Origin of the sequence: Roseomonas sp. E05, from assembly GCF_030063475.1 — a bacterium.
In the GTDB taxonomy this organism is placed as follows: domain Bacteria; phylum Pseudomonadota; class Alphaproteobacteria; order Acetobacterales; family Acetobacteraceae; genus Pseudoroseomonas.
In genome coordinates, this window is sequence record NZ_JASIRT010000034.1 from 40,613 (window position 1) to 53,273 (window position 12,661).

General features: G+C 72.5%; 8 protein-coding genes and 2 CRISPR repeat arrays (1 of these 10 only partly in view). Of the genes, 7 read left to right on the forward strand and 1 reads right to left on the reverse strand.

Translation table 11 applies throughout. The annotated features are described in order from the left end of the window. Positions 1-63: direct repeats of the CRISPR family, unit length 29 nt; unit sequence CGGATGACCCCCGCGCATGCGGGGACGAG (it extends 393 nt beyond the left edge of the window). A gap of 115 nt (positions 64-178) precedes the next feature. Further along, on the reverse strand, positions 179-2,839 hold the full coding sequence (gene cas3 / locus QMO56_RS22555; protein ID WP_283529495.1) for a CRISPR-associated helicase Cas3': 2,661 nt from the start codon (positions 2,837-2,839) through the stop codon (positions 179-181). Between the two features lie 205 nt (positions 2,840-3,044). Here cas3 and casA point away from each other — a divergent pair, with 205 nt between their 5' ends. From casA to cas2e, 7 genes are read left to right on the forward strand one after another with little or no spacing between them, the layout of a single operon-like run. Then, positions 3,045-4,643, forward strand: a complete 1,599-nt coding sequence (casA, locus tag QMO56_RS22560; RefSeq protein WP_283529496.1) for a type I-E CRISPR-associated protein Cse1/CasA — start codon at positions 3,045-3,047, stop codon at positions 4,641-4,643. After that, positions 4,640-5,224 carry a type I-E CRISPR-associated protein Cse2/CasB gene (gene casB, locus QMO56_RS22565; protein WP_283529497.1) on the forward strand — a complete coding sequence of 195 codons (585 nt, stop codon included), beginning with the start codon at positions 4,640-4,642 and terminating at the stop codon, positions 5,222-5,224. Before casA ends, casB begins: the two co-directional genes overlap by 4 nt. Before the next feature lie 53 nt (positions 5,225-5,277). Beyond that, on the forward strand, positions 5,278-6,327 hold the full coding sequence (gene cas7e, locus QMO56_RS22570; RefSeq protein ID WP_283529498.1) for a type I-E CRISPR-associated protein Cas7/Cse4/CasC: 1,050 nt from the start codon (positions 5,278-5,280) through the stop codon (positions 6,325-6,327). 4 nt (positions 6,328-6,331) lie between these two features. Then, positions 6,332-7,156, forward strand: a complete 825-nt coding sequence (gene cas5e, locus QMO56_RS22575; RefSeq protein WP_283529499.1) for a type I-E CRISPR-associated protein Cas5/CasD — start codon at positions 6,332-6,334, stop codon at positions 7,154-7,156. A gap of 5 nt (positions 7,157-7,161) precedes the next feature. Beyond that, a complete protein-coding gene (cas6e, locus tag QMO56_RS22580) occupies positions 7,162-7,851 on the forward strand; it encodes a type I-E CRISPR-associated protein Cas6/Cse3/CasE (protein ID WP_283529500.1) in 690 nt (229 codons plus the stop codon). Next, positions 7,848-8,780 carry a type I-E CRISPR-associated endonuclease Cas1e gene (gene cas1e / locus QMO56_RS22585; RefSeq protein ID WP_283529501.1) on the forward strand — a complete coding sequence of 311 codons (933 nt, stop codon included), beginning with the start codon at positions 7,848-7,850 and terminating at the stop codon, positions 8,778-8,780. The genes cas6e and cas1e overlap by 4 nt, the downstream gene beginning before the upstream one ends. Continuing rightward, entirely contained in the window at positions 8,761-9,054 is a 294-nt protein-coding gene (cas2e, locus tag QMO56_RS22590; protein ID WP_283529503.1) for a type I-E CRISPR-associated endoribonuclease Cas2e, read from the forward strand. Before cas1e ends, cas2e begins: the two co-directional genes overlap by 20 nt. A 102-nt stretch (positions 9,055-9,156) precedes the next feature. Beyond that, positions 9,157-12,359: a CRISPR direct-repeat array (repeat unit 29 nt; unit sequence CCCGTCCCCGCACACGCGGGGGTCACCCG). Positions 12,360-12,661 lie beyond the last annotated feature (302 nt).

The following is a 12,661-nucleotide window of genomic DNA, read 5'->3' on the forward strand; positions in this document are numbered from 1 at the left end:
AGGTCGCGGCCCTCAGCATGATCGCCGCGGTCGGCGGATGACCCCCGCGCATGCGGGGACGAGTGTTCCTGGAAGCATATGTAATCAAGAGCGAATTTTGGTGGCTGCGGAGCCACCGACGTTTCGTCACAGATTCGGATTTCAATGAGTCGCCTCGAGAGTACCCTATCCCCGCGCTTTAGTCCGGGCTCTCCCCGCCCACTACCTCCCATTCCAAGCCCGCGAAGCAGGTGACGCGGAACCCGGTGCCGATCCCATCCGGGGGCAGCGCCACCACTTTCGCGTGCCGGGCCAAACGGGCCAGTCGGTCCGGTAGCACCGCCCCGTCCAGCGCCGGCAGCCGGGCGGCCAGGTTCGCCCGGAGGCGGAGGTTCCCGGAGGACCAGGTGCCTCCCTGCAGGTAGGGCCGCACCCTGCCGCCCTCGCCCGCACGGACCAGGATGACCTCGACGCTGTCCCCCAACCTCGTTGGGACGCGCTCATCGTCCCAGGAGATACCCCCGTGGATATAGCCGCGGTCGGCGTTCCATTCGTTGATGGTGGTCTTCGCAATGCCCGCATCCGCGTAACCCTCGCCGACGGCCCGCTCCGAGGCGCTCGCGAAGCAGTCCGGCGTGACGATGCCGTACGCCTCGGGGTCCCGCACTTCCTCCACCAGCCTGCGCGCCTCGGCGTAGCGCACCCACCCGGAGCGGGCCAGGGCATCGGCCGTGCGCCACAGCACGCCGGTGTCCCGGTGGACGAAATCGGCATGCCCCAGCGCCTGACGGTACCAGGACTCCTCCAGTTCCCCGCGGTGGTCCGGCGAGAGCACCAGCATGGGGCGGTGAGGGCGCTGGTCCGGCGCGCCGTCGGGCAGTGGGTTCCCCCGCGCGTCGCGCGCGTGGCGCCGGGCGCGGCCGAGAGTCTGGACAATGCCCTCGACCGGCTTCAGGTCCACCACGATCAGGTCGAAGTCGAGGTCCAGGCTCTGCTCAATGACCGCCGTGGCGACGACGACCCCGCCGCACCGCTCCCCGCCGCCCGAGGCGCGCCCGAAGCGCCGCAGGATCTCCCCGGTGACGCGACCCCGGTCGCTCTCCGGGAACCGCGAATGCAGCACCGTGACATCGGGGTGGCGCGCCAGCAGGGCTCGTCCACTGGCGATCGCTTGGTCCACCGTGTTCCGGACCCAGGCGACGCAGAGGCCCTCCCGCACCGCCGCCAGGATAGCCTCCTCCGCCTCCGCCTCCGAGCGCACGAAGGCGATTTCTTTGTCGGGTGGTGCGCGCGGCGCCGGATCCGGTTCCTCCGCGCGGGTGCCGTCGCCCGATACCACGGTGACCAGCGGGAAGGCCGGGCGGGCGAGGACTTCCTCCTCCGGCCCCGGCAGCCCCGCCCCGCGGGCGAAGGCGGCGCACAAGGCGGCCTTGGTTTCCCGCGGCAGTGTTGCGCTGAGCAGGACCGCCGATCCGCCGAGCGCGGCGTGCAGTTCCAACAGCGCCGCCAGAAGCGTCCCAGTGTAGCTGTCGTAGGCGTGCGCCTCGTCGATGACGAGCACCTTCCCCACCAGGCCCAGGATGCGGACGGCGGCGAACTTGGAAGGCAGGGCCGCCAGCAGCGCCTGATCGACCGTCCCGACGCAGAGGTCGGAGAGCAGGCGGCGGCGGCGGTCGTCGGAGAGCCAGGCCAGCCGCTCCCGGTCGCTCTCCGCCAGGACGCCGTCGGTGGCCGCGGAATGGGCCAGCATCACGGAGGGCGGGGCATTCCCCTCCTCGTACAACAGGGAGGCGATCTCGGCCTGGCGCACCGCCTGCGCGTCCGCGGTCGCCGTGGTGGGCAGGGCCATGTAGACGCCGCTGCCCTTCCCCGCGGCGAGCATGCGCGAGGCGAGCGCCATGGCGGCCTCGGTCTTCCCCCCGCCGGCGGCCTCCTCGACCACGACCAGGATCGGTCCCGCAGGCAGTTCCAGGGTGTCGGCGGTCATCTGCAGCGGCGTCGGCGCCTTGCCCGGGTAGAGCTGCCGGAAGCCCCCCTCCGGCCGTGGGCTCGCCGCGACGAGGCCCGCGCGCCGTACGGCCCGGCGCGCCGACCTGCGGGCGTACCGCCAGTAACGCTCGGGCGCGTGGCGCGGCGAGGCGTAGGGCGCGCCGGAGCCGAGCCAGTCCGCCACGTTGACGATCCCGGCGAGGATCATCGATGCCCTGGCCGCCTGGCGGCCGTCCCCGGGCAGGAGGGGCGCGCCGCCGACGAGCGCGGAGGAGGCAAGGAGAAACGCGCGGGCGTCCTCCCAGGAGCGGCCGAGCAGGCGCGACGGTCCGCGGGCGTCCTCGATCCGGCTGACATCGGTCGGGCGGCCGTGGTGGCAGGCCGCGGCGGAGGCCAACAGCGGCAGGACGTCGAAGGGATCCGCCTCGCCCCCAAACAGGTCCTGCGTCAGTCCTTCGCAGAGGCTGTCGCCCAGCAGGGCGAGGAGGCCGACATTGTCGTGCCGCCACTCGCCCCGGGATGGACCGGCCGCCGGGGCGGTGCCGATCGCCTCGCAGGCGTCTGGCGATACGCTCTGAAAGCCGTCCGGGAACTTGCCGACGTCATGCCCGACGCCGAGCCGGACGGCCAGCGCGGTGGCGGCGGCCTCGGTGGCGGGGGAAGGTTCTTGTCCGAGCGCCCGCACGAGCGCCGCCCGGAGCGAAGGCCTCGCCTCCAGCAGCGCCTCGACGCAGGCGGCGACGTCGAGGCTGTGCCAGGCGAGCGGGTGCCAGCCGTGGGGGGCCCCTTCGGCTGGGCGGGCCTTGCCCCAGTAGCGCACAACCCAGGGCAGGCCGCCCTTCCCGCTTGCTAACTTCCCCGAATTTGCCAATGGTTCCTCCTTGTCGCGCCGCCAGGCGCGGTCGCCCGTGTTTCTAGCGCACCCCGGTGCCAGTCGCGGCACCGTCCCCGCGAAGGCGGGGGACCCCTTCCTGCCCCCAGTTGACATATTTCGAAATCGAAATATGAAGTGTTTGTAGCGCCTGCCGATAGACTCGGTGGGCGGCTTCCTGCGGTGTCGTACTGGAGGGACTTCCATGGCTAACGGCAACTACCTGCTATCGCGCTACCTGCCCGCTGTTCTCGCGGGCGGCGGCAGGGCCATGATCGCGCCGTGGGAGATAGCGGGGACGGAGGACGGTCGCATGCCCGTCTCCCTGGCGCTCGCCGATAACCTGCTGAACGCGGTAGGCCTGGAGATGCTGGCCGGCTTTCTGCAGGTCTTCGCGGCCCCCGCGGACGAAGCCGAATGGGCAACGGTGTGGCGCGACCCGCCCTCCCCCGCGGCATTGAGGGCTCGCTTCGAGGCTGCGGCACCGATGTTCGGCCTGCGCGGCGAAAGGCCCGCCTTCCAGGACCGCCGCCTTGCCGACGCGGAGTTGCGGCCAATGGCAAAGCTATTCCACGCCGTTCCAAGCAGCGGCGCCCTGGCGATGTCCGAGGCGGGGGCAATGGTCGCGCTTTACGCAATGCAGGCGCACGCGCACGGCGGCGGACGCGGCTACCGCACCTCGCTTTCGGGCGGGGGGCCGCTGCGAACCGTCCCGGTCGCGGGGGACACGCTGTTCCGCCGCGCCTGGGCGCTGGTCCTGCCGGCCGGCGAGTTCCGCGCCCTCGGCGCCGAACGGGACGCGCCGGAACTGCGCTACCCCTGGACGGCGGACCACCAGCCCTCGGACGTTATCGGGCGCGCCTCCCACCCCGCGACGACCCTCTATTGGGCGGTGCCCCGCCGCTTCCTCCTGCCGGACGCAACGGCGCGTGGAACCTGCCCGCTCACCGGCGAGCGGGACGCGGCGCTGATCGAAGGGGTACGGGAGAAGGACGGTGGCCCGTCCTATCCCAGCGAGCTGTGGACGCACCCGCTGACGCCCTACCGGAAGGGCGGCGCCAACAAGGCGCCCCTCACCCCGCTCCGCGCCATCGGCTTCCCGGACGGCATCGGCTGGCGCCACCGCGCTGGGCTGGTCGCCGATCCGGGCGAGGACGGCCAGGCCGCGCGGATCGTCCGGGCCTGGACAGACCCCGGCGGCCGGGCACGACGCCTCGGCGGGGAGCGGCTCGTCCGCCTGCACGCCTACGGGGCGCGCTGCGACAATGCCAAGGTCCTCGGCTACCTGGATTCGGTGCAGCCCTACCGCTTGGCCCCGGAGAAGTGCGAGGCGGTGGTCGAGAGGGAGATGCGGGGCGCGGCGGGCGCCGCCGAGCAGGCGCGGCTCGGGCTCCGATTCCAGCTCGGCCTCGCACTGCGGCGCTCCCCCTCGCAGGACGACTGGAAGGCGATGGGGGACGTCCTGGACGAGGCCGCCTCTACCTTCTGGGCGGGGACCGAGCGCGCGGCGGACGCGCTGTTCGACGCAGCCTCGGAGGCGTTCTCGGAACCCGACGGCGGCGAGGCGGCGATGCCCGGGGCGCGGGAGCGCTTCGCGGCCGAGCTGCGGCGCGCCGCCGTCGAGGTCTTCGACCGGCTGACGGAGAGCTCCGTCGACCAGGACCCGGCGCACTTCGCGGGGCGCCGCGACGCGCTGCACGGGATCCCGTTCTGGCCAACCGTGCGGACGCCGCTGCAGCTGCCGGTGCCGGAGCGCAAGGCCGGGAAGACGAAGGGCAAGGCGGGCAAGGAGAAGCGGAATTGAGCGACACGGCACCGCGGCGCGGCGAGACCGCCCGCAGGATCAACGAGTGGCACGCCTGGCTTCGCGGGTCGCAGGCCGAGGGCAAGGAGAGGAAGGCCAACGCCGCGGCGCTCGCGGAGATGCGGCGCTGCTCCACGCCAGGCGAGGTGATGCTGACCTGGCCCTTCGGGCGCCTGCTGCGCATGGTCTTCCCGCAGGTCGCGGCGGCCGGGGTCGAGGCGGCCCACGGAAAGGACATCGAGGCGCTCGCCCGGACAGCCCTCGTCATGTCGCGGGCGTCGCGGGCGGGGGCCGAACCACCGACCCTGGGGCGTGTCCCGCGCCTCATGGCGCAGGTCCCGGAGGGGGGACGCGCGCCCGCCGTCGGCAGGGTCCGCGCCAACATCCTGCTTGCCTCGCCCGACGAGGACGAGGCGTGCCGCACGCTGCTCTCCCTGTTGCCGCTGCTCGGCGGCGGCGAACCCGTGCTCGACCCCGGGCACGTCCTGCGTGCCATGCGCCGGTGGGACGAGGCGAAAACGGACTGGGCGATGGAGTATTACGCGGCGCTCCCGCCGGACGAGAAGGCCGACGCCGCCTGAGGCGGCACCCGGCAGGCACCCGCGAACCGAAATCCGAACGGAGGACCAGCACGATGGCCGACAACCTGCAGATCCACTTCCTCGCCGCCTACCCCGCCTCCTGCCTGGTGCGCGGCCGCGACGGGCGCCCGAAGACCATGCGCTACGGCGGCGCCGTCCGCGCGCGCGTCTCGAGCGCCTCGCTCAAGCGCGCGGTGCGCACCTCCGACCTGTTCCTCGACCGCTTCGCCGCGGGCGGCCAGCTGGGCGTGCGCACCCGGCGCATCGGCGAGATGATCGTGGAGCGCCTGTGCGCGGGCGAGGACCTGGACGAGGCGAAGGTCTCCGCGGCGATGGCGCCCGCCGTCGCCGGGTTCGGCAAGCTCGACCCGGAGAAGCCGGGAAACATCCGCCAGCTCGCCTTCATCTCGCCCGAGGAGCTCCACCAAGCCGTTGACGCCGTCCGCAAGGCCGTCGCCTCGGGCACCGCGATCGAACGCGAGATCCTGCTCCAGCCGACCGTGCGCGCCGTAGACGTCGGGCTGTTCGGCCGCATGCTGGCGGACGAGGCCGAGACTGTACGGATGACCGCCGCGGCCGACGTGGCGCACCCCTTCACGGTCGGGAAGGCGGAGGTGGAGGCGGACTTCTACGTTGCCGTGGACGACCGCGGCGTCGATGCCGAGGAGGTCGCCAGCGGCTTCATGGGCGACGCCTTCTTCACCTCCGGCCTCTTCTACGGCTACGCGCGCGTCGACATGGAGCAGCTCGCGCGGAACCTCGGCGGCGACACGGATCTGGCCGCACAGGCCGCGGCGGCCCTGGTGGAGGCACTCGGCACGGTGTCCCCCGCGGGCAAGCGCGCAGGCTTCGGCTCGCACAGCCGGGCCGCCTGGATGATGGTCGAGCGCGGCGCCTCCACCCCGGTCAGCCTCGCCACCGCCTTCCTGAACCCCATCACCAAAGAGGACCAGCTCGCCGAGGCGTCCAAGCGCGCCACGCAGCTGGCCGAGGGGTTCGACCGGGCCTACGGCACGAAGTGGGAGCGCCGAACGATGGACGTGCTCGGCGGCCAGGGCTCCATGGCCGACCTAGCCGCGCTGGCTGCGGCCGGGGCCGCCTGAGGCCATGGACGACGCCGTCCTCTGTTTCCGGCTGCACGGCGCCATGGCCGCCTGGGGGAACCCGTCGGCCTCCGGCGGCGAGCGGCCCTCCGACACGCGGCCGGGGCGCGGCGCGGTGATCGGCATCCTCAGCGCCGCACTCGGCTACGGGCACGCCCGCGCGGCGGACATCGCCCGGCTCTCCGAGGGAGTTTGGGTGGCCTCGGCGTCGCACGGCGAGCTCCGCCTCGCAGCCGACTTCAGAACTGCGCAGACCAACCCCAAGCCGCCCCGCGGCACCGGCCCGTGGGCGACGCGGCGCGATGCGCTGCAGGCCGGGGTCGGCACCACCCGCATCGGCGTGCGCCAGCACGTCGAGGACGCGCTATGGCGCGTGTTCGTCGCTGCCCGGCCCGGCGGCGGCATCGACCTGGGCGGGCTGCTCGAGGCGCTGCGCGCGCCGCGCTACCTGCTCTCCCTGGGCAGGCGGGAGTTCCCGCTGGCGCTGCCGCCCTCGCCCGAGATCCTGGCGGGCGGCCTGATGGGGGCGGCGGACGGCTACGCGGCGGTGCCGGACCTGGACCCGCGCGGGCCGCTCCGCTGGGCGCTGGACGACCTGCGCCGGATGCTGGCCCGGGCGGACCGCGGCGGCTATCGGCTGTGCTGGGACGTGGGCTTCCCCGGCGCTCCCGCGGATGGCCAGGCGCGGCCGGTGGTGGACGACCCCGCCTCGCGCGACGCCTGGCGCTTCCGCCCGCGGCTGGAGGCGTGGAAAACCGTGAGGCCCGCCCCGGCCACCGCGGCCGGGGCGGAGGCGCTCGGCTTCTTCGAAAGCGCGGACGAGGAGTGAAGCGCATGTTCCTCACCAAGGCTTCCCTGAGGTCCTCCGAGCGCGGCGGGACCGGCGCGCTCGCGGCTTTCCTGGCCGGGGCCTCCGCCTCCATCGGGCAGGGGCACCACCTCGTCTGGTCCCTGTTCGGCGACCGCGGGGGCGAGCGCCGCTTCCTGTATCGGATGACCGGGCCCACCGCGGCCGCCCCCATCCTCGTCGCCTCCGCCGAGGAACCGCGGGACGACCACAACCTGTGGGACCTGGACATCAAGCCGCTGCGGCTGCTCGGCGCGCTCGCCGCGGGTGACCGGGTCGAGTGGTCCATCCGCGTCAACGCGACGGTGAAGAGCCGTGCGGGGACCGGGAAGGCGCGCAGCTCCGCCCACTGCATCGTGGACCGCGCGCGCCGGGAGGGCATGGAGGGCACCTCGGCGCAGGTTGCCGCCCAGGTCGTGCCGCCCTGGCTGGAGGCGCGGCTCGCCCGCGCGGGGCTGGACGCCACGGCCGAGGCGATGACCGTCCAAGCGTACGACAAGCGCCGCTTCGGGCACTCGCCGAACGGCTACAGCCAGCCCGTCGTCATCGCCACGACGGACGTGGTCGGAACGGGCACCGTGCGCGACCCAGACATCCTCCGTGCGGCGATGCTCGATGGCATCGGCGGCGGCAAGGCATACGGGTGCGGCCTTCTCCTCGTGCGGCGGGCCGCGTGACCGTACTCCCGGGAAGCACACCCGCTCGTCCCATCCCCATCAAAGCCAGATCCTCCTACGTCTGGCTGTCAATGGGGCGGCTGGACGTCGAAGACGGTGCTTTCGTGCTGGTGGACGGCGAGGGTATTCGGGTCCAGATCCCGATTGGCTCCCTGACCTGTCTGTTCCTCGAACCCGGAACGGTCGTTACCCATGCGGCGGTCAGGCTTGCCGCGCAGGTCGGGTGCCTGTTGATCTGGACCGGCGACGGCGGAGTCCGCTTCTACGCCGCCGGTCAGCCTGGCGGTGCCAGGTCCGAGCGGCTGCTCCACCAGGCTCGGCTCGCCCTCGACGACGGGCTGCGCCTCGCGGTCGTGCGCAAGATGTATGCGCTGCGCTTTGGCGAGGATCCGCCTGCCAAGAGGAGCCTCGACCAGCTGCGCGGAATCGAGGCGTCCAGGGTCAAGCGCATCTACGAGAACCTGGCCGCCAAGCACCATGTCAGGTGGCATGGCAGGGATTATGATCCCCGCCGGGGTGGGAGCCTCGGCAAGGACCTGCCCAACATCTGCCTGAGCGCGGCGAACGCCTGCCTCTACGGCGTGTGCGAGGCGGCCATCCTCGCGGCGGGCTATGCGCCCAGCATCGGCTTCCTCCACACCGGAAAGGCGCGTTCCTTCGTCTTCGACATCGGCGATCTGCTGAAGTTCGAGACGGTGGCGCCGCTGGCGTTCAGAGTTGCCGCGGAAAAGCCGGAAAATCCCGAACGCGCGGTCAGGCTCGCGTGCCGCGATGCGTTCCGCGCAGGGCGCATCCTTCAGCGCCTGGTCCCGTTGATCGAAGATGTCCTGAGCGTCGAGGGCCTTGTTCCTCCCGCCCCCGCACCGGAAGCCATGCCCATCGCCTTCGACGACGAGGAGGCGACGGGCGATGCTGGTCATCGTTCTTGAGAATGCCCCGGATCGCCTACGGGGCAGGCTGTCGCTTTGGTTTCTGGAGGTCCGGGCCGGCGTGTTCGTGGGCAAGGCATCACCGAGGCTCCGCGACCGCATCTGGAGCGAGATCGCATCGGACCTCGGCCAGGGGAATGCGGTGATGGTCGAAGCCATGCCCTCCGAAGAGGCTGGCTTCAGGTTCCGGACCGCAGGGGGGAACAGGCGCCTTCCACTCGACTTCGACGGCTTCCCGCTCGTCGGATTCCGGCCGCCCTTGGCCTCCAATTAGGCCACCTCCGCAGCTCATTGACAGCCACATCAGATGTGAACAACATTCGGTGATGCTGAATGTCTCTGAAAAGCCGCGCTTTTTCAGAAGGTTCCAGGAATACCCGTCCCCGCACACGCGGGGGTCACCCGCAGGCTGCGTATCAGGCGGAGTTTGCGGCCAGCCCGTCCCCGCACACGCGGGGGTCACCCGATGCCGAGCGACTTCTCCTTTGCCGTACACTCCCCGTCCCCGCACACGCGGGGGTCACCCGTCAGTGGCGTGACCCGATACAAGGGGTACGAGCCCGTCCCCGCACACGCGGGGGTCACCCGCGGCTGGAGATCATCCTGGGTAGCTCACCGCCCCCGTCCCCGCACACGCGGGGGTCACCCGAGTATGACGACCTGGAGATCCTGACCCGTGGACCCGTCCCCGCACACGCGGGGGTCACCCGCGATCCGGCACCGCGACGGCGCTCGTGATCTCCCCGTCCCCGCACACGCGGGGGTCACCCGGAGTATTTCGAGGCCGTCGACAAGCTGGTCTCCCCGTCCCCGCACACGCGGGGGTCACCCGCGGATATCACTGGGTCGCCAGCAAGTGCAGCCCCCGTCCCCGCACACGCGGGGGTCACCCGACTGATACTGAACGACTGAACTGGCTGGAGCACCCGTCCCCGCACACGCGGGGGTCACCCGCGTGCCTCTGGAATCTGTGCGCGCCGACAATGCCCGTCCCCGCACACGCGGGGGTCACCCGACGGTGGCCGAGTTGTCCAAGGGCGCGGCCCCCCCGTCCCCGCACACGCGGGGGTCACCCGACAGCGAGTGCGAGGCGAGGTGGAACCACTGGCCCGTCCCCGCACACGCGGGGGTCACCCGATCCGTGGGCGCGAGATACTGGTCTCTTTTCTCCCGTCCCCGCACACGCGGGGGTCACCCGCTGCCCTGTCCGCGCTGGGCGTATTCACCCACCCCGTCCCCGCACACGCGGGGGTCACCCGGACTGGAACGAGTTTGCCGCGCGCATTCCGTTCCCGTCCCCGCACACGCGGGGGTCACCCGCATCCGGCGGCCTGGAAGGCGACCGCTACAGCCCCGTCCCCGCACACGCGGGGGTCACCCGGATCGCGGCAGCCATCAAAGCCTCGTCAGTACCCCGTCCCCGCACACGCGGGGGTCACCCGTGCCGAGTCTTTGTTAAGGTTACTAAGACAAACCCGTCCCCGCACACGCGGGGGTCACCCGGATAAAAAGGCGGTCGCCTTCACGGCTTCCCCCCCGTCCCCGCACACGCGGGGGTCACCCGACTGGGGAAGTGGTAGTAGTTGGGGGAGTCCGCCCGTCCCCGCACACGCGGGGGTCACCCGGCGGATCATCTCTGCGAGGTGATCCAGGCGGTCCCGTCCCCGCACACGCGGGGGTCACCCGTGAGGAAGAACGGCTTGCCTCCATGGCGTGGCCCCGTCCCCGCACACGCGGGGGTCACCCGGTCGATGCCTCGCGTGAGGCGCTCCACGTCGGCCCGTCCCCGCACACGCGGGGGTCACCCGCCTTCCTGGAAACCGACGACGACTTCGCCGCCCCCGTCCCCGCACACGCGGGGGTCACCCGGGCGCCCCCTGCAATTTCCGGGGCCTCAAGCACCCGTCCCCGCACACGCGGGGGTCACCCGCAGTTGGGCCGAGTTCGCCTCGGCGCTGGCGGCCCGTCCCCGCACACGCGGGGGTCACCCGGACAGAAGCTCAACACGCCGCTTCGTCCTGAGCCCGTCCCCGCACACGCGGGGGTCACCCGGCTCGCGCCCATTGCAGCGCAGCAGGCGCGGCCCCGTCCCCGCACACGCGGGGGTCACCCAGGCGTCGGAGCGCTACGGCGTGGACAAAAAGACCCGTCCCCGCACACGCGGGGGTCACCCTGCCGAGATGGGCGCGCTTCGAGGGCTTCATCGCCCCGTCCCCGCACACGCGGGGGTCACCCGGATCGCGGAGTTGGAGGAGACCCCGCGAGGCACCCGTCCCCGCACACGCGGGGGTCACCCGCCGCTCCGGTCGGGCAGCGGCGCCATCTCGCCCCCGTCCCCGCACACGCGGGGGTCACCCGGCGTCGCCATCGAGCGCGTCGCCCAGGTCGAACCCGTCCCCGCACACGCGGGGGTCACCCGGCCGCGACGGATGACCTAGAGCGTCTGGCGCACCCGTCCCCGCACACGCGGGGGTCACCCGGCATCCGAACTGGAATCCCTCTTCGAGCAGGTCCCGTCCCCGCACACGCGGGGGTCACCCGATGTGGAATGAGGACCGGGCGATCCTGCGGGACCCGTCCCCGCACACGCGGGGGTCACCCGCTTCGACGCCGCCGTGCTTTCTCTTGGCGGAACCTGTCCCCGCACACGCGGGGGTCACCCGCTGTTCTGGAGTCATGCCACGGTTCTGAGCAACCCGTCCCCGCACACGCGGGGGTCACCCGGTCCACGCGAAGATTGCTCGCATCCGCAAGCACCCGTCCCCGCACACGCGGGGGTCACCCGAGCGACGTGTACTGCCTGACTGTCCCTGAGACCCCGTCCCCGCACACGCGGGGGTCACCCGCCTTCTGGACGAGGCCGGCCGCACCAGCACCGCCCGTCCCCGCACACGCGGGGGTCACCCGGTTCAGCATCAAGAGGCATACCCAGTGATCTGCCCGTCCCCGCACACGCGGGGGTCACCCGCTGATCGACGGCCACCGGCCCGGCCTGGTGATCCCGTCCCCGCACACGCGGGGGTCACCCGCACCTACCTGCCGGAGGGCTCGGCCCGGCCGCCCCGTCCCCGCACACGCGGGGGTCACCCGATCGGTTGTCGGGAGGGGACGGCGGTGCGGTCCCCGTCCCCGCACACGCGGGGGTCACCCGTCATCGTTGCTGGCGCCAGCCTTGCTCATATGCCCGTCCCCGCACACGCGGGGGTCACCCGACATTCGTGCTGCGGCTGCCCGTTCCGACCTGCCCGTCCCCGCACACGCGGGGGTCACCCGTCATAGACGAATTCGCGCAGCTTCTTGCCGCTCCCGTCCCCGCACACGCGGGGGTCACCCGACCAGCACGCCAACCAGGGGCTGCATCTCGCCCCCGTCCCCGCACACGCGGGGGTCACCCGCTGCCGAGGCGTACTCGGCTGACGTGCCGCGCCCCCGTCCCCGCACAGGCGGGGGTCACCCGCCGGCTGGCGGCGGCGGGACTGCGCCCGACGCCCCGTCCCCGCACACGCGGGGGTCACCCGTACCTCAGCGACGTCAGGAGCCAGCCGCAAGGCCCGTCCCCGCACACGCGGAGGTCAATCGGCCACGCCTGCGGCGATCGCTGATGCCATGGTCCCGTCCTTACGCCCGGCCGCCATCGAAGCGCGCCCCGTCAGGGCGACGCCCGCCAGCGCCTCCGCCCCGTTGCCTTCTCCCGTACGCCGCCAGTGCCCGATAGATCATCGCCGCGCTCATCCTTAGCAGGCCGGACTGGACCTCCGGCGCCTGGCGCCCGGCGATTACGATGAGCGGTAATCGGCAATTATGATGAGCGCCCGGCGGTGCGGCGGAGGGTGGGCGTAGCCCGCCCGGAGCCGTTCCGCCGGGCGAGCGCGCCTGCGGAT

Bases quoted from the DNA above. Each gene is read 5' to 3' on its own strand.
- casA (WP_283529496.1), top strand. From the start codon at position 3,045: ATGGCTAACGGCAACTACCTGCTATCGCGCTACCTGCCCGCTGTTCTC.
- cas6e (WP_283529500.1), top strand. From the start codon at position 7,162: ATGTTCCTCACCAAGGCTTCCCTGAGGTCCTCCGAGCGCGGCGGGACC.
- cas5e (WP_283529499.1), top strand. From the start codon at position 6,332: ATGGACGACGCCGTCCTCTGTTTCCGGCTGCACGGCGCCATGGCCGCC.
- cas7e (WP_283529498.1), top strand. From the start codon at position 5,278: ATGGCCGACAACCTGCAGATCCACTTCCTCGCCGCCTACCCCGCCTCC.
- cas2e (WP_283529503.1), top strand. From the start codon at position 8,761: ATGCTGGTCATCGTTCTTGAGAATGCCCCGGATCGCCTACGGGGCAGG.